Origin of the sequence: Streptomyces sp. Y20, from assembly GCF_043195475.1 — a bacterium.
Classification (GTDB): domain Bacteria; phylum Actinomycetota; class Actinomycetes; order Streptomycetales; family Streptomycetaceae; genus Streptomyces.
The window spans coordinates 16631-33831 of the sequence record NZ_JBIDDP010000022.1; the positions used below are offsets into that span (position 1 = coordinate 16631).

Here is a 17201-nt window from a genome sequence, read left to right on the forward strand (position 1 = left end):
GTGGATCAGCTCGTGGCCGGTGCCGGCTTCCTGAACATCCGGGTCGCCGTGATCTCGCTGTGCACCGTCTCTCCGGCCTGGGGCCGCGGTGGCAGTCCCGGCCGCAGGTGCTCCTCCACGCTGATGTACTTCAGGCCCGCCCGGAGGTCCGCGTCGTTGCGCAGCCGGATGACCAGCGGGAACTCGGCGAGGGCGGTCGTGTCGAACAGGCCGGTGGTGTACAGCAGCTGCACGCCCAGCGCGTCGGAGACCGCGCGCTGGAGCTCCAGCAGGTACGTCGCGTTGGCGCGGCCGATCGGGTTGTCGAGGAACAGCGTGCCCGCGTGCCGGTGCTTGTCCCGGCCCCGGTCGTTGGAGCGCAGCGCGGCCATCGTGCAGTACAGGGCGATGGCGGCGGTGAGCAGCTGACCGCCCGAGAAGACGTCACCCATCTGACCGACGGGGACGCGTTCGGCGCGCAGTACGGCGTCCGGCTTGAGGATCTCGACGGCCACGCCTTTGGGCTGGAGTGCCGCCGCCACTCCGCGCAGCAGCAGGGACGTGCCGTCGCGGCGCAGGTCGGAGTTCTTCTTCACGGCCGCGCGGGTGGCCTCGTCGATGACCTCGCCGAGCCGTTCGGTGAGGACGGCCTGGTCGGGCTCCTCGAAGCGGATGCGCAGGAACTCCTGCCCGGACCACTCGCCGAGCCCCTCCGGCAGCCGGGAGAGCCGCTGGGCGGACCTCAGCGTCGCCAGGGCCGACTCCACGAGTCCGCGCAGCCGGTCCACGATCGAGTCGCGGTTGCGTTCCAGCTGGGCCAGCTCGTCGGTCAGGACGCGCAGCCGGGGTGCGAAGGCGTCCGCCCACTTCTGGGCGTGCTCGGGCAGCGCGGCGGCGGGCAGTTCGCGGATCTGCTGCCGGGCGGGGGTGCGGACCTGCTCGTAGCGCGTGGAGTTGGCGTGCCGGACGAGGATGTCGCTCGCCTCGCGTACGGCCGTCTCGGCGGCGGAGAGGTCGCCGGCGCAGCCGCGCAGCGAGCGCCGCGCCTCGGCGGCGGAGTGCCGGGCCTCCTCCAGCGTGCCGGGATACGGCTCCGGTTCCTCCTGCTCCTCGTCGGGGGTGTGTTCGCGCAGCAGGTCGCGGAGCATGGCGGCGATCTCGTCGAAGCCGCCGGCCGCGTCCTCGGCGGCGCGGTGGGCCTCCAGCAGTTCGGCGTGCGCCTCGCGGGCCTCGGCCAGGGCCTCGGTGCGGGCGGAGAGTTCGGCCGTGGCGGTGCGCAGCAGGGCCTGGGCGTGCTCGGCGTCGCGCGGGACGAGTTCCTCGGCCAGTCCGGTGTGCGTGCCGCCGTCCTCGGGTGCGTGCCGCTCCGCCTCGCCGCGCAGCCGGCCGAGCTGCTCGCTCGCGGTCGACACGCGGGTCTCCAGGAGCTGCACCAGTTCTTCCGCGCGCGCGGCGGCGGCCTGCCGGGAGGGCCCGTCGGCGCCGTCGGGTGACTGCAACAGCTGCTCGGCACGGGTGCGGACCTTGTTGCTGAGCCGGTCGAGTTCGGTGCGTGCGGCGCTCTCGTCGCTCTCCGCGCGGGCCTGTTCGGCGCGCAGGTCGGCGCCGACGCCGACCTTCTCGTAGACCTGGGAGGCGGCCCGGTATGCCTCGCGCAGGGCGGGCAGGGACGACTTGGGGGCGTCCGCGTCCTCGGCCGGTACGTCGTCGGGGGCGCCGGCGATCTCCGCGCGCTCGGCGCGCAGGGCACGCGCGGTGCGGCGGGCGTCGTCGGCGGCGCGCTGGGCGGCGCGGCGGTCCTCGTCGGCGGCCCGGGCGCGTTCCAGGCAGGCCTGGGCGCGGGCCTCCGACTCAGCGGCCTCGTCGGCGAGTTCGCGCAGCTTCACCTGCCAGCCGGCGCGCTCGCGGAGCCGGAAGGCGAGGCCGGCGAGGGCGTCGGCGGCGCGGCGGGCCTTCTGGGCGGCCTCCTGCCGCTCGTCGCGGACCTGGCCGGCCTCGGCGGCGGCCTCGTCGGCCTCCGCGCGCACGGTCCGTGCCTCGGCGAGTCCGGCCTCGTTCTCCTCGGCGGTCGCACGGGCTTCCTCGGCGGCCCGGGCCAGTTCGGTGAGGCGCCCGGCGGGGCAGCCGGTGCGCCAGGAGGCGAGGCGGGCGGCCAGTTCGCGGTCCTTGCCGAGCCGGGCGGCGAGGGTCCGGATCTCCTCGTCACGCATGGTGGCCCGGGCGCGCAGGGTCTGCCGTTCCTCGTCGGCGGCGTACTCGTCGTGCATGGCCGGGTTCGGCGGCACGAGGAAGACGTCGTCCGGGGCGGCGGCGGGGGTCGGGGCGAGCAGGGCGGCGGCGGTGCCGACGGCCACGGCCGAACGCGGCAGGAGGGCGGCGGCGTTCAGTGCCTCGCGGGCACGGGCGTGCGTGTCGGGGTCGGTGATGATGACACCGTCGACCAGTTCGGGGCGGGCGGCCAGCACGCGCGCGTGGTCGACGGGGTCGACGGCCTGCGCGAGGTAGCGCCAGCCGGGCAGCGCGGGGATGCCGTGCTCACCGAGGAACTCCACGGTGGCGAGCACGTCGGGGCCGGGCGGCAGCAGTCCGCCGTCGCCGAGGGCACCCAGGATGCGGGCGTCGTCGGCGGCGGCCGTACGGAGGTCGAACAGGTGCCGTTCGGCGGTCGACACGGCGTCGTCGAGGAGTTCGCGCAACTCGCCGGCGAAGCGGTCGAGTTCGACGGCGGTGAGCGGACCGTCACCGACGGCGCGGGAGGTGTCCCCGGGGGCCGCCGGGGCGCCGTCGTCGGAGCCCCTCCTGGGGCCAGGTACGCCCACGCGGGCCGCTCCCGGCGTGCCCGGCAGGCTCAGCAGCTCCGCGAGGCGTTCCTCGGCGGCCAGCGACTCGGCCAGCCGCCGCTCCGCCTCGTACGCCCGTTCGGCGGCGGTCGCCGCGTCGGCCGCGCGGGCCGCGGTCAGCTCCGCGCGGGACTCGGCGGCAGCCGCCTCGCGCGCGTGCTCGGTGGCCTTGCGGGCGGCCTCGCGGGCCGTGTCCCAGGCGGCCACGGCGGTCTTCTCGGCGTCGCTGGCGGCGAGCGCGGCCCGTGCCGGGTCGGCGTCCGGGGCGCTGTCGTCGAGCCAGCCGGCGCGGACCGCCTCGGCGGTCTCCTGCTCGACCTCGGCCAGCCGCTGGCGCAGGTGCCCGGTCTCGCTGCGGGCGCGCTGTGCCTCGGTGGCGGCGGCGGTGGAATCCCGGTAGGCGGTGTCGCTGACCTCCTGGAGGGCGGCGGAGCGCTCCTCCTCCTCGTTGGCGAGGGATTCCGCGCTCGCGGCGGCCCCGTGCAGGGCGCGCACGAGGTCCACGGCGGCCCTGGCGCGGGCGGCGAGGGCGGGGGCCGCGTCTCGTTCGGCCTCCTGGATGGCGGCGGAGACGCGGGCGACGCGGTCGGCGGCGGAGCGGTGGCGCAGCACGGCCTCCGCGGCCTGCCAGGCCGCGTGCAGGGTGCGGGCGTCGGCCAGCTCGCGTTTCTGCGCCGCGGCGGACTTCTCGGCGGCGGCGAGGGCCAGGGAGGCGTGCCGGTAGGCGAGTTCGGCCGCGATCAGGGCGCTGCGCTCCCGCGCGCCCTCGGTGTGCGTGACGGCGTACGCGGCGGCGGTGACCCGTTGGGCGAGGTCGGCGGCACGGACCCGTTCGCGCACGGCCCGCGCGGACAGCCGCCGGGCCAGGGTGCGGGTCCGGCGCTCGGCGGCGGTGTGGATCTCCCGCGCGCGTGAGCGGGCCTCGGCGGCCTCCACGATCCGGCCGAGCAGGTCGGCCGAGCCGGCGGTGAAGTCGCGTTCGGCGATCAGTTCGGCGCGTCGGCCGAGTTTGCTGCCGAAGCCGCTGACGAGGTCGGCGAGGCCGTCGGTGTCGCGGGTGTCGGTGACCGCGCGCAGCAGCAGGTCGGTGAAGTCGGAGTCCTTCTTCACCGCGAAGAGGCCGGCCGCCTCGCCCTCGTCGGCGTTCATCTCACGCTGGTACCGGAAGAGTTCGGGGTCCAGGCCGAGGTCGCCGAGGTGTTCGTTCCAGCGGTCGTGGATCTCCTCCCAGTGCACCTCCAGGTGCGGGTAGGCCTTGCCGGCCTCCATGAGCGCGTCACGGAAACCCTTCATGGTGCGGCGGCGGCCCTGTGCGCCGGAGCTGCCCTCCACGGGCGGCCGTACGGCGGTGGACTCGGCGACGGGCAGGTTGTCCAGGCTCAGTCCGGGGCCGGGCCGGAAGGAGTACCAGGCCTCGGCGAACTTGCGCGGGTCGTTGGAGACCTGCCGGCCGCGCCACTCGCTGACCTTGCCGACGACGACGCACTCGCCGGTGAGCACGTGCTGCCATTCCAGGGCCACGTGACCGCAGTCGTCGGCGAGGAGGAACTTGCGCAGCACACCGGAGCTGGCGCCGCCGAGCGTGTTGCGGTGGCCCGGCAGCATCACCGAGAAGATCAGTTTCAGGAGCACCGACTTGCCGCCGCCGTTCTCCAGGAACAGCACGCCGGCCGGCGCGGGCCGGCGCGGCGGGCCGGACGGCTCCTCCTGGAAGAACTCCGCTTGCATGGGCGCCGGGTCGGGCACGGGCTCGCCGACACCCCGCAGGTCAAGCACGGTGTCGGCGTAGCGCGCACCGGCGGGACCGATGGAGTAGAGGCGGACCCGGGACAGCTCGTACATGGCGGACTCTCGTCAGTCTTCTGGCGGTTCGGTGAGGTGGTCAGGGGTGCGAGGGGGCGTGGAACGGCAGGCCGGCGTCGGCCACCAGGTCCAGGTCGTCGGTGTCCTCCGCGGGCAGCAGGCTGGCCGTGCCGTCGGTCACCGGGACGACGCCCAGTTCGAGCAGTTCGGCCAGGGCGGCGCTGCCGGCCAGGTCGCGGACCTGGAGCTGGTAGCGGGCGGTGGTGCGGTAGGTGCCGCCGTGGTCGTCGCCGGTGCGCTGGAGGAAACCCGAGTCGGTGAGGAAAGCGAGGGCCTTCGCCACGATGCCGGTGGTGGAGGCGGCCGGCCGGCGGGCGTCCTTGGTGGCGCCGGTGGCGCTGCGTCTGGCCCAGATCCGCCAGGCGGCCTCCAGGCCGGGCGCGTCGGTCACCGGGTCGGTGTTCTCGCCCTGCTCCTCGGCGCGTTCCTCCAGGCGGCGGCATGCCTGCCGGACGAAGGCGTCGACGCCGTTGACCGTGACCCGGCCGATGTAGGCGTCATCGGCGAGGTCCTCCGGCCGCGGGAAGGCCAGCGCGGCGGCGGCGAGATGGGCGAGCCCGTGCAGGAAGCGGTCGCCGGAGTCGGCGGTGGTGCGACGCGCGTAGTCACCCATGCGGACGGCGAAGACGGAGTCCTCGGCGGCCGTCACGGCCATCCCCGCGCGCGGGGAAACCTCCAGGACGACGAGGCCGAGACCGGCGGCGACGGCGTCCGCGAGCCGCGCGAACGGCGGGTCGTCGCGGTAGCGGCGGAGCAGCTCGGTGTACTCCTGGTCGCGTGCGGGCTGGAGCCTGGGCTGGAGCCCGAAGGCGACGAGCCGCGCCGCGTCGGCGGCGTCGGCGGGCGTGACGACGGCACCGGCCGGCGCGGCGGCGGGCTCGGGCTCACTCCGGTCGGCGGGCTCGGTCACGGGTTCTGCTCCTTGTCGCGGTGGTGCTCACTCATGCTGCTTCCGTCCGGTCCGCGGCCATTCCGGCCGAGTCGAGCAGGGCGGTCCCGACGATCAGGTCCGCCCCGCCGAACTCGGGATCGTCCAGCTCGGTCCCGTCGTCCACGGCGAACAGCAGTTTCTGCTCGCCCTGCCGGTAGGCGGTGCCGACAGGCGGGCTGGCGGCGTGGACCGCCAGCAGCGCCACGAGGTAGGCGAGGTCCGGGTCACCGGTCCGGCGGGCCTCGGCCAGCAGTCCCGACAGTCTCCTGGGGGCGTCCGCCGGCAGGTCGAGCAGCTCCGTCGCCGTGGCGAGCTGCTCCTCGCTGAACCGGCTGTCGTCCGGGGTGGCGATCAGGTCGGGCTCGGGCATCTCGGCGCCCAGGTGCTCGCGCTCCACGGGCGGTGTCAGCAGGATGTCCACGAGGTCCCCGACCCGGACGGACACCGGCGTCCTGAGCCCCGTGCCGTGCGCGAAGAAGGCGTCCGTGACCCGGATCGCCCGCTCCAGGGGCAGCGGCAGGACGGGGGCGAGGAGATGGCCGTAGAGGTCCGTCCCGGAGGTCGCCGCCGGGGTGGCGAAGGCCTGCCGGTCCTGTTCGGCGCGGAACAGCGGGCCGGCCTCCAGCAGGCGCGCCTGGAGCTGGGTGTGGCGCCGGATGCAGTCCTTGACGATGTCGACCAGTTCGGCGGCACGGCGCTTGTGCTCGGTGTCCTCGGTCTCGTCGCGGGCCTTGCGGATGTTGGTGAGGATGGCGTTCTCGTGGCGGTAGCGCTCGGCCACGTGGTCGAGGGCCTCGGCGATCATGTCGGGGACGGCGTTGAGCCAGTCGACCGCGCGGACGTTGCGCCGGGTGGCGTCCAGGGCCCGGCGGAGCGTCTCGGAGTACTGCACCGTGCGGTAGCGGGCCTGCTCGGCGGCGAGCTGCGCGTCGGCGAGCCGGCCGCGGTTGATCAGCACCTCCAGCTTGACCTCGGCGGCGATCTGGGCGCTGGTGACGTCCGTGTCGAGCGCGCCGACGAGGACGTTGACCGCTTCGTCCGTCGTGCGCAGGTAGACCGTGCCGCCGGGGCCGGGGACCTCCTCGATCAGCTTGAAGTCGTAGTCGCGGCGGACGTACGTGCCGTCGGGCGCGAAGGTGCCGTACACCGCGCGGAAACCGCGGTCCACGCTGCCGACGTTGATCAGGTTCTCCAGGACCCAGCGGGCCACTCGTTCGTGCTCGCCGGCGTCCCGTCGGGGGGCCTGGGCGGCGATGCGCGGGACGAGCCGGGCGACGATCTGCTCGTGGTCGGCGCCGGTGTCGAAGTCCATGTTCAGCGTGACGAGGTCGATGGCGGCCAGCGCGACCTCGGCCATCCCGTACACCGAGTACTCGCCGGCCAGGTTGGCCTTGCGGGCGTCGAGGTCGTGCAGCGGCGCGGTGCAGGCGAGCGCGCGCAGCCGGCGCGCCAGCCCCTCGTCGGCGGCCGGGCCCGGAGCCGGGCGCGGCCCCGCGCTGAGCTGGGGCGGAACACGGTCCGTCGATGCAGGCGAAGTCACGGTGCACAGACTAGGTCCTCGGTCTGACATCGGCCCAAACGACGCAGAAGCCACGGCCGTCACGGAGGCTCGACACGGTCGTCACGGCAACCAGGGAGGAAGGCGATCCGGTCGTCACGGCAACCGGCGGGGAGGGGAGGTTCAGAAGGTCTGCGTGCCGTCCTCGCCCACCCGTCGCCGGTACACCTCGACGACCCGCTCCAGGGAGTCCGCCAGGTAGGTCACCAGCAGCCGTCCCGCGCCGCTCCGGTCCCCGGCCTCCAGGGTGCGCAGGATCCGGCGGTTGCGGGCGAGGTACGGCTCGTGCAGCCGGTGCGGGTCGTCCACGACGTGGAAGGCCAGCCGCAGTTCGGCGAAGACGCTGCGCATCAGTTCGTCGGTGCGCTCGCTGCCGGCGAGGGCGACCAGTTCCCGGTGGAAGTGGATATTGGCCGTACCCACCGCCTTCCAGTCATTCGCGGCGGCCGCCCGCTCGCCCTCGGCGACCGCCTCCGCCAGCCCCTGGAGCGGGTACGGCGGCTCGCCCAGACCGCGGACGACGGCGCACTCGACAAGGGCGCGCGTGCGGTAGATGTCCTCCACGTCCTCGACGGTCAGGACCCGGACGAACACGCCCCGGTTGAGCTCGTGGACCAGCAGACGCTCGTGCGTGAGCAGCCGGAACGCCTCGCGCAGGGTGTTGCGGGAGACCCCGAGCGCCCCGCCGATGCTGTCCTCCGACAGCCGGGTGCCGGGCGGGAAGTACCCGTCGGCTATGCGGCTCCTGAGGATGTCCGCGACCCGCTCCGCCGTACTCGTACGCCCCAGGAGGGCGCGGTCGTCGGCCAGTCCGGTCAGCTGCTCTGCCATGCCGGGATTCAATCGCAGACCCTGGGACGAGACAACGTGGGTATTGAAGGATCGTTGAACGATCCTCTACCGTGCTCTCCTGGTGAGGCATTCGTACGGCGCGACGTACGCGCCTCTTCCCCAGCGCGCCCCCTCCGTACCGCTCACGTCCCGCACCCTCCGTCCCCCTCTGCGAGGTGCCCATGAGCACAACCCCACCGCCCCGGTCCGCGTCCCCCTCCGGCGTGCGCCCGGGAGCCGAAGGTGCCGCCGATGACGGCGCGCTCGGCTGGCTGCGCGCCCTCGGCCCGGACGGCCGACGCGCGTTCGCCGGAGCTTTCGGCGGATACGCGCTGGATTCGTACGACTACTTCACCCTGCCGCTGAGCATGGTGGCGCTCTCCGCCTATTTCGGTCTCAGCAGCGGCCAGACCGGTCTGTTCACCACCGTCACGCTCGTGGTCTCGGCGGTCGGCGGCGCCGCGGCGGGTGTGATCGCGGACCGGCTGGGCCGGGTCCGCGCCCTGATGATCACCGTGCTCACGTACGCGGTCTTCACGGTCGCCTGCGGCTTCGCGCCCACCTACGGGACGCTGCTGGTCTTCCGCGCCCTCCAGGGCCTCGGTTTCGGCGGCGAATGGGCGGTCGGGGCCATCCTGGTCGCCGAGTACGCGGGCGCGCGCCACCGGGGCCGTACGCTCGGCGCGGTCCAGAGCGCCTGGGCGGTCGGCTGGGCGCTGGCGGCGGTCGTCTACACGCTGGTGTTCTCCTTCGCCGGGGACGACCTGGCCTGGCGGGTCATGTTCTGGACCGGTGCGCTGCCCGCCCTGTTCGTGGTGTGGCTGCGCCGCCGGGTGCACGACGCCCCCACGGCGACGGCGGCGCGCGAGCAGGACCCGGGGCGGGGTTCCTTCGCGGCGATCTTCCGGCCGGGCCGGGACGGCGCGCCGGGGCTGCTGCGCACCACGGTCTTCGCGAGCCTGCTGTCCACGGGCGTGCAGGGCGGCTACTACACGCTGGCGACCTGGGTGCCGACGTACCTGAAGTCCGAGCGCGGCCTTTCGGTCGTCGGCACCGGCGGCTATCTGGCCTTCCTCATCTCGGGGGCGTTCCTCGGCTACCTGACCGGCGGCCACCTCACCGACCGGCTCGGCCGGCGCACCAACATCTGGCTGTTCGCGCTGCTGTCGGCGCTGTGCATCCTGGTGTACGCGAACATCCCGCAGGGCGCCGGCACTCTCCTGCTGGTGCTCGGCTTCCCGCTCGGCTTCTGCATGTCGGCCATCTTCAGCGGCTTCGGCTCCTACCTGAGCGAGCTGTACCCGACGGCGGTGCGCGGCACCGGGCAGGGCTTCACGTACAACACGGGCCGCGCGGTCGGCGCGGTGTTCCCCACCCTGGTGGGCTTCCTCGCGGACAGCTGGGGGGTGGGCGGCGCGCTGGTCTTCGGCGCGATCGGTTACGGCCTGGCGGCACTGGCACTGCTGGGGCTGCCGGAGACGCGCGGGAAGGAGCTGGCGTGACGCGGGTGAACGGTGGCGGGGAGCGTTCCGTCACCACGGTCGACGAGCACGCGCGCGCGTACCGGCGGGGCGACCGGGTGCCGTTCCCGGTCGGGTACGGCTTCACCTCCCAGTGGACTCCGGGCCGGGCGGGTGTGCCGGTCCGGCATGTCGAACAGGGCAGCGACGTGCCGATGTCCGTCGGCGCCGAACCGGAAGGCACAAGGACACCATGACCGCGATCGATCTGAACGCCGACCTCGGTGAGGGCTTCGGCCGCTGGCGGCTGACCGACGACGAGCAGCTGCTGTCCGTCGTCACCAGTGCGAACGTGGCCTGCGGGTTCCACGCCGGGGACCCGGCCACCATGCGCCGGGTGTGCGAACTCGCGGCCGCGCGCGGGGTGACGATCGGCGCGCAGGTCTCCTACCGGGACCTCGCCGGGTTCGGGCGGCGCGCGATGGACGTGCCGTCCGCCGAGCTGGCGGCCGAAGTGGCCTACCAGATCGGCGCCCTGGAGGTGTTCGCCCGGGCGGCGGGAGCGCGCGTGGCCTACGTCAAACCGCACGGCGCGCTCTACAACCGGGTCGTGCACGACGCCGAGCAGGCCGAGGCGGTCGTCAAGGGTGTGCTCCTCGCCGACGCGGCCCTGCCGGTGCTGGGTCTGCCCGACTCGCGACTGCTGGAACTGGCCGCGCGCGCGGGGTTGCCGGTCGTCACGGAGGCGTTCGCGGACCGCGCCTACACCGGCGAGGGCACGCTCGTGCCGCGCGGCCGGGACGGTGCCGTGGTGAGCGATCCGGAGGCCGTCGTGGAGCGCGCGGTGAGTCTCGCGTGCTCCGGCGCGGTCACCGCGCACTCCGGCGCGCGCATCCAGGTGCGTGCCCGGTCGCTGTGCCTGCACGGCGACACGCCCGGCGCGGTGGAGCTGGCCCGCCGGGTGCGTGAGCGGCTCGTGGCGGCGGGCGTGCGGCTGGAGGCGTTCGCATGAGGGCGCTCCCCGTGGGCGACGACGCCCTGCTGGTCGAGGTGGCTTCCGGGGAGGAGGCACAGGCTCTGCACGCCGAGCTGCTGCGGCGCCGCGAGGAGGGCGCGCTCACCGTCCGCGAGATCGTCCCGGCGGCGCGGACGGTCCTGCTGGACGGACTGGCCGACCGGGGCCGCTGGGCGGCCGAGCTGGCGGCCCGCGACGTGCCCGCGGCGCCGCCACGCGCGCGTGAGCTGGTCGAACTGCCCGTGCGCTACGACGGCCCGGACCTCTCGGAGGTCGCCGCGCACTGGCAGGTGCCCGAGCCGGAGGTGGCCCGGATCCACGCGGACACCGAGTTCACGGTGGCCTTCTGCGGTTTCGCCCCCGGCTTCGGCTATCTCACCGGGCTCCCGGCCCGCTACCACGTCCCGCGCCGCGCCACCCCCCGCACGGCGGTCCCGGCCGGCGCCGTGGCGCTGGCCGGGCCGTACACGGGCGTGTACCCGCGCTCCTCGCCGGGCGGCTGGCAGCTGATCGGCACGACGGACGCCGTCCTGTGGGACCCCGCCCGGGTACCGGCCGCGCTGCTGGCACCGGGGACACGGGTGCGGTTCGTTGCGGTGGACGGGCCATGACCGGGGCGCCCGGAGGAGGGAACGTGACCGGTGCGCCCGGCGGCGGGGCCATGGCCCGGACGCTCGGTGGACGGGCCGTGGGCGGGCCGCCCGGCGGCGGGGCCGGGGGGACGCGCACGGCCGCCCGAGCCCACGGGCACGCTGCACCCGGCGCCGGGCAGGTGAGGGGACTCCCCACCGGCGGTGCGCGCCACCGCCACAGGTCCGGGGTGGGCGCATGAGTGACCGTGTGCTCTCGGTGGTGCGTGCCGGGTCGCTGACCACCGTCCAGGACCGTGGGCGGCCCGGGTACGCGCATCTCGGTGTGCCGCGTTCCGGTGCGCTCGACCCGCCGGCGGCGGCGTTCGTGAACCGGCTCGTCGGCAACCCGCCGGACGCCGCCGTCCTGGAGACCACGCTCACCGGCTGTGCCGTGCGCTCCCGCGCCACGGTGACCGTCGCGGTCGGCGGCGCGCCCTGTCCGGTATCGGTGGACGGCCGGCCGGCGGCGTGGGGCGCCCCGGTCGCCTTGCCGGCCGGGGCACTGCTGGCGGTGGGTGCGGCCACGGCCGGGGTGCGCAGCTACGTGGCGGTCGACGGGGGCATCGCCGTCGAGCCGGTGCTCGGCAGCCGGGCCACCGACCTGCTGTCCGGCCTGGGCCCGGCCCCGCTCGCGGACGGCATGACGCTGCCGCTCGGTGCTCCGGCCGGTCCTCCCGCGCGCGTGGACGGCGCTCCGCTGCCGCGTCCGCCTGCCGAACTGGTGCTGCGTGTGACGCCGGGCCCGCGCGGCGACTGGTTCACGGCGCGGGCGCTGCGGGACTTCACCACGCGCGCGTACCGCGTCTCCGCCGCGAGCAACCGGATCGGCCTGCGCACCGAGGGACCCGCGCTGGAGCGGGCCCGGGCCGGGGAGCTCCCCAGTGAGGGCCTGGTCCTCGGCGCGGTGCAGGTGCCGCCGGACGGGCGCCCGGTGGTCTTCCTCGCGGACCACCCGACCACGGGGGGCTACCCGGTGATCGCCGTGGTGCGCGCCGCCGACCTCCCGGCCGCCGCCCAGGCACTGCCGGGCATCCCGGTCCGCTTCGTACCGGTACGCCGCCGCTGACCTCCGTCGCGCCGGCGACCGAGCGGCCCCGCCGCGGGGCCCGGTGCTCCACAGCCGAGCCGCGCCCGCCCCCCGGTACGGCCCCACCGGCTCGCTGTGCCGTACGGGCGGCCTGCCATTCGCCGGGCCGGCGTCGCCGGCGCCCGAGGTGAGGCCGCCCCGGCCCTCCACGGCCGAACCGCGCCTTCCCCGGTACAGCCCCACCCGGACCCCGCGCCGTACCGGGCGGCCTGCCGCGGAACCGGCGTCAACCGCGCCCTGGGCCAGGCCGCGCAGCCAGGCAGGGCGGGGCGGAGCCCGGCGCGGTGGCGGACCTCCGCACAGTGGGCCGCCGGGAACGCATGCACGGCCTGCCCCCGGCTGGAGCGCTCGGGCTCATCGCGTTCCACGAGCAGTTCGACGGCGTCCGCGAGCGCCTTCCCTGCGCTTCTCCTGCGTCCATGCGGGTGCGGGCGTATCCGGCCAGGTCCGGTGTCCGCAGGCGGGACGGCCGTCCGCCCGGGCAGGGAGTCAGGGGAGCACTCAGGGGGCGCGCGGCTCGGCGGAGCGCGGACCTCGGGAAGTGTGCGGCTCGGCGGAGTGCGGGCCTCAAGATGTGTGCTGCTCGGCCGGGTGCCGGGACCTCAGCCGAGCGTCGCGTCGGGGCCGAAGCGGCTGCGGACCGCTGTCTGTACCTCCGCCTCCTCGGCCGGGTCGGCGGCCAGGCGGCGCAGTCGCTCGACGACACGGGCGTCACCGGTCTCGGCGTGCCGGGCGGCGAGTTCGCGGGTGGTCTCCTCGCAGTCCCACAGGCATTCGACGGCGAAGCCGGTGGCGAAGGAGGGGTCGGTGGCCGCCAGCGCGCGGGCGGCCCGGCCGCGGAGGTGGGAGGAGGCCGTCTCGCGGTAGATGTGACGCAGCACAGGTGCCGCGCAGGCGATGCCGAGGCGCCCGGCGCCGTCGACGAGGGTCCACAGGGTGGGTGCGTCGGGGCCCTCGCCGCGTACGGCCTCGCGGAGGGCGCCGAGGACGAGGTCGCTGTCCCGGGCGGCGCCGCGGCAGGCGAGCATGCGGCCGGCGGCGGCACCGAGCGCGTCGGGACGCTGGGCCCAGCCGCGCGCGCGGTCGACGGCGGCGACGCTGCGCATCCGTTCGAAGGCGTCGACGGCGGCCTCCACGACGGCCGGCGTGCCGTCGGCGACCGCGGTCTCGATCAGGTCGAGGGCCCCGGGATCGTTGCCGTCGGCGAGGTAGCGCAGTGCGGTGCAGCGGGCTCCGTCGATGCCGTCGCGCGCGGCCCGCAGGATCTCGGGCCGGTCCTCGGGGCCGGCCACGGCGACCAGGCAGCGGGCGGCGGGCACGTACAGGGCGGCGCCGCGCTCCATGCCCTGCTGGGCCCACTCGAAGACCGCGCGGACGCTCCACCCCGGGCGGGGACCGGTGGGGCGCATCTGGCGTTGCCAGCGGTCGAAACAGCCGGTTTCCTGGGCGGCCCGCACGCGCGTGGCGATCGACGGCCGCGGATCGTCGGCCCACAGCCGCCAGGGCCGGGGCTCGAAGGCGTCGCGCACGGCGGTGGCCAGCTCCGCCTCGCCCTCGGGGTCGGTGGTGAAGCGGGCCAGGACGGGAGCGGCGAGGGCGCGCAGGCCCGCGTCGTCGTCCCGCAGGGCCAGCTCGTCCAGCGCCCACGCCCAGTTGGTTCCCTGGGCGGCGTACCTGCGCAGCAGTTCCAGGGCGTCCCGCCGGCCGTAGGAGGCGAGGTGCCCGAGGACGGCGAGGGCGAGGCCGGTACGGGACTCGTCGGTGTCGAGGACGTCGTCCGCGCCGAAGAGGTGCGCCTCCAGGGCGTCCAGCTCGCCGTTCAGGTCGAGATGGAGACGGGCGTAGTACAGGGAGCGGTTCTCCACCTGCCAGTCGTGGCGGGGATCGCGCAGCACGCAGTGGTTCAGGGCCGCGAGCGCCTCGGCCCGCGGGGCGGTGAGCGCGTGCAGCGTGCCGTCGCCGCGGCCGCGCTGGAGCAGCCCGAGCAGCGTACCGCTGGGCGCTATGACCGGATCGAACATGGGAAACAGCCTCACATCAAGCGTCGACGCAACCGGGAACCACGCATTACCTGGCCGCGTGACACAACGTCGGAGTGCCCGCCGTCTTCTGCTTGCTGTAGACCATCTCTCTGCCTCTCGTCGGTGGCCCATGCGGACCTCATCACGGCCCGCGCGGTGCGGCATCACCTGCCCGGCCGTCACGTCCGTGAATCACGTCGTCATGATGACCCGCGGTGTGTCCTGCCGCGACCGTATTTCCGGCGGCCTGCTACCGCCTCCCCCGTTTTGCGTGTCGTATCTGGTCGGGACGTCGCCGTCAGCGGACGCCGAACAACTCCAGCAGTTCCGTCTTGCCGAACATCCGGGCCGTGTCGACGGCCGACGGCGTTCCCGCGGAAGGATCGGCCCCGCCCTCCAGAAGGGCCTTGATCACGTCCGTCTCGCCTTTGAAGACCGCGCCGGCGATCGGGGTCTGGCCCCGGTCGTTGACCTGGTCCGCCGCCGCGCCGCGGGTGAGCAGCGCGCGGACCGCGTCGGCGTGGCCGTGGTAGGCGGCGAGCATCACCAGGGAGTCACCGCGGTCGTTGGTGAGGTTGGCCGGCACGCCCGCGTCGACGTACGCCACGAGCGCCTCGGTCCGACCCTGCCGGGCCAGATCGAAGATCTTGGTCGCCAGCTCCACGACCTCGGGGTCGGGGGCTTCACTCATCGGCCGGACCGCCTCTCCTTGCGTATGCGGGAACTGCTTCGAAACTGCTCGGGACCACTTCAGGGCCCGCTCGTGGCCCGCACCGGACCGAGCGAGCGTACGGCAGCGGGCGCGGCGCGGCCGTACGAGTGAATCGCCAGCGTACTGGCTCCTGGGGCACATGACCCGATGTGCCCGAGGTAAAGATCGCCGACAGCGTGCGCCGGAGGCAACGGACCTGGTCGGCAGGGCAGGAACGGCTCTGCCACGTGGGGGAAAACAGCCGAATTTCACCCAGTTGCACCTTTAATCGTATGGATACATCCTGTGATCCTGGAAGGACTCATGGTGACTGTCCCCCATCCTCGACACCAGGAGGCCCGAAATGATCCTTTCCCTGTCAGGCGTGTTCCTGCTCGGCACCATCGTGTTCCTCTTCTTCCGCAAGGACGGACTGAAGGGCTCGCACGCAGCGGTCACGGCCCTGTTCGGCTTCTACCTGTCGAGCACGGCCATCGCCCCGAGCATCAAGGCCGGCGGCGAGAGTTTGGCAAGCCTCCTCGGCGGCATCAAGTTCTGACCCGGCCCGTCACGTCCGTACGCACGATCAGGAGACAGCAGTGGCCCGGCGCCCTCTCCCCCGCATTCTGAGCAAAGACAGCGCGCAGATCGCCCGGACGCAGATCGCCCGGAGCCGGGAGCTGGCCCGGACGGCGGCCGACAGCGCCACCGACGTCCTCCACCCGCTGATCACCGTCTCGCGCGGACTGCGCCGGCTGGCCTCGGCCGGGCGGCGCAGATGGGCGGACACCCCCCAGGACAAACGCGGGCCGCTGCTCTTCCTGGCGGCCTCTGTGGTCCTGGTCGTGGCCCTGGTGCCGTACGGGCCGCTGCTCACCGTCATCACCGTGATGGCGGCGGCGGCCTGGCAGGGCCGCGATCGCACCTCGGCGCCCGAAGGACCCGACGAGTCCCAGGCCGAACGGCTCCAGGCGCTGTACGAGGCCCTGGTGCCCTACTTCTCCGGCCCCGACGACCCGGCGCCGCTGTACGCGCACGGCGGTAGCTGGGAGAACGCCTTCACGGACCACGAGTTCGACGACGCCGGCCGCGTCGGTCACCTCTTGATCCGGTACCCCGCATACTTCCCCGACGGCGAGCCCGCGGCCCGCGCGCGGATCGAGCAACTGCTCACCGTGAAGGCCGGCCGGGGCCGCGAGTACCACTTCGCGTGGGACGAGGAGGCCAACCGGCTCACCGTCACCGTGCTCGCGCCGCTGCCCGCCGACGTCCCGGCCCAGCGCTTCGTCACCGCGCCGGGAGAGACCGTCCTCGGCTTCACCGACCCGAGCGAGGTGCCGCGCACGCTCCCCCTCTCCTACGGCGAGGAACGGATCGACGTGCCGCCCATCGTCTGGCGCACCGGCATCCGCTCCACCGAGCCGCACCTGCTGGCCATGGGGCATCCCGGCAGCGGCACCTCGACCCTCTTGCGCTCCATCGCCCTCCAGGCCCTGGAGTACGGCGACGTCCTGATCGTCGACGGCGGCGGCACCGGCGAGTACGCGTGCCTGACCGGCCGGGACGGCGTACTCGCCGTGGAGTGCGCGCTCGCCGGGGCGCTGGCCAGCCTGGAGTGGGCCGCGCAGGAGACCGAGCGCCGGCTCATCGCGATCAACCTGGCGCGGCAGGCGGGCGAGCCACCGCCGCAGGACACCCGGCGCCCGCTGTGGATCCTGCTGGACCGGCCGGGCGTCTTCGCCCACCTCGCGGGGACGGAGGGCCGCAAGGACCCGCAGGTGCTGCTCCAGGTGCCGTTGCGGCACGGCCGCGCGGCGAACGTCACCGTGGTCGTCGCCGAGCAGTTCGAGAGCGGGGAGGTGCTGAGCGAGGCGGTACGACAGCACACGCGCGCGCGTGTCGTGCTCGGGGCCGCGGCACCGCAGCAGGTGGAAGCGGTGCTGGGGGTGCCCCCGCACACGACACCGCTCGTGCACATGCCACCCGGGCGGGGGTACGCCCGGCTGGGGTCCGGTCCGGTGCACCGGCTCCAGGTCCCGCGGACACCGGACCCGTACGACGACGCCACGAGCGACGCCGACCGGCAGGCGGTGATGGCACTGCTGCCGGCGCGGAGCACCCCGGCGGACGCGGAGGCTCCGGCACCGCCGGACATGACGAAGCCGGTGGAGCCGGTCGAGCCGACGCAGCACGCGGTCGAGCGGACACCGCTGACCGCGGAGGCCGTGGGCGCCGAGACGGCCTGAGTCGTGCCGCCGAACTCCCGCCTCCGGGCCGGTCACGTCCCGCGCGG

At 74.7% G+C, this 17201-nt stretch carries 13 protein-coding genes; 7 read left to right on the top strand and 6 right to left on the bottom strand.

The window, feature by feature from the left end:
- Positions 1-5 precede the first annotated feature (5 nt).
- The 4 genes from ACGFT1_RS34665 to ACGFT1_RS34680 form a co-directional block, all read right to left on the bottom strand.
- The gene (locus ACGFT1_RS34665; protein WP_373912961.1) at positions 6-4661 is read right to left on the bottom strand and encodes a hypothetical protein; all 4656 of its coding nucleotides are present in this window, start codon (positions 4659-4661) and stop codon (positions 6-8) included.
- Positions 4662-4701: 40 nt separating this feature from the next.
- Complete coding sequence (locus ACGFT1_RS34670) at positions 4702-5592, bottom strand: hypothetical protein (RefSeq protein ID WP_373912962.1); 891 nt, start codon at positions 5590-5592, stop codon at positions 4702-4704.
- Between the two features lie 31 nt (positions 5593-5623).
- Positions 5624-7153, bottom strand: a complete 1530-nt coding sequence (locus ACGFT1_RS34675; RefSeq protein WP_361987562.1) for a hypothetical protein — start codon at positions 7151-7153, stop codon at positions 5624-5626.
- A gap of 141 nt (positions 7154-7294) precedes the next feature.
- Positions 7295-8002 (bottom strand): GntR family transcriptional regulator, encoded by a 708-nt coding sequence (locus tag ACGFT1_RS34680; RefSeq protein ID WP_373912963.1) that lies wholly within the window; start codon positions 8000-8002, stop codon positions 7295-7297.
- Between the two features lie 182 nt (positions 8003-8184).
- Between ACGFT1_RS34680 and ACGFT1_RS34685 the strand changes: the two genes are divergently transcribed.
- The 5 genes from ACGFT1_RS34685 to ACGFT1_RS34705 all read left to right on the top strand — a co-directional run bounded on the left by ACGFT1_RS34685 (position 8185) and on the right by ACGFT1_RS34705 (position 12175).
- Positions 8185-9504 (top strand): MFS transporter, encoded by a 1320-nt coding sequence (locus tag ACGFT1_RS34685; RefSeq protein ID WP_373912964.1) that lies wholly within the window; start codon positions 8185-8187, stop codon positions 9502-9504.
- Positions 9501-9719 carry a hypothetical protein gene (locus ACGFT1_RS34690; protein WP_373912965.1) on the top strand — a complete coding sequence of 73 codons (219 nt, stop codon included), beginning with the start codon at positions 9501-9503 and terminating at the stop codon, positions 9717-9719. The genes ACGFT1_RS34685 and ACGFT1_RS34690 overlap by 4 nt, the downstream gene beginning before the upstream one ends.
- The gene (locus ACGFT1_RS34695; protein WP_373912966.1) at positions 9716-10474 is read left to right on the top strand and encodes a LamB/YcsF family protein; all 759 of its coding nucleotides are present in this window, start codon (positions 9716-9718) and stop codon (positions 10472-10474) included. The genes ACGFT1_RS34690 and ACGFT1_RS34695 overlap by 4 nt, the downstream gene beginning before the upstream one ends.
- Positions 10471-11088: a 5-oxoprolinase subunit PxpB gene (pxpB, locus tag ACGFT1_RS34700; RefSeq protein WP_373912967.1), complete on the top strand. Its 618-nt coding sequence runs from the start codon at positions 10471-10473 to the stop codon at positions 11086-11088. Before ACGFT1_RS34695 ends, pxpB begins: the two co-directional genes overlap by 4 nt.
- 217 nt (positions 11089-11305) lie before the next feature.
- Complete coding sequence (locus ACGFT1_RS34705) at positions 11306-12175, top strand: biotin-dependent carboxyltransferase family protein (RefSeq protein WP_373912968.1); 870 nt, start codon at positions 11306-11308, stop codon at positions 12173-12175.
- Between the two features lie 623 nt (positions 12176-12798).
- Here the strand turns inward: ACGFT1_RS34705 and ACGFT1_RS34710 are convergent.
- Positions 12799-14217: a HEAT repeat domain-containing protein gene (locus tag ACGFT1_RS34710; RefSeq protein ID WP_373912969.1), complete on the bottom strand. Its 1419-nt coding sequence runs from the start codon at positions 14215-14217 to the stop codon at positions 12799-12801.
- A 298-nt stretch (positions 14218-14515) separates the two neighbouring features.
- Positions 14516-14908, bottom strand: coding sequence for an ankyrin repeat domain-containing protein (locus ACGFT1_RS34715; RefSeq protein ID WP_373912970.1), 393 nt, complete (start codon positions 14906-14908; stop codon positions 14516-14518).
- Positions 14909-15272: 364 nt separating this feature from the next.
- Between ACGFT1_RS34715 and ACGFT1_RS34720 the strand changes: the two genes are divergently transcribed.
- Complete coding sequence (locus tag ACGFT1_RS34720; protein ID WP_121789823.1) at positions 15273-15467, top strand: hypothetical protein; 195 nt, start codon at positions 15273-15275, stop codon at positions 15465-15467.
- Positions 15468-15507: 40 nt separating this feature from the next.
- The gene (locus ACGFT1_RS34725; protein WP_373912971.1) at positions 15508-17154 is read left to right on the top strand and encodes a hypothetical protein; all 1647 of its coding nucleotides are present in this window, start codon (positions 15508-15510) and stop codon (positions 17152-17154) included.
- The last annotated feature ends 47 nt before the right edge of the window (positions 17155-17201 follow it).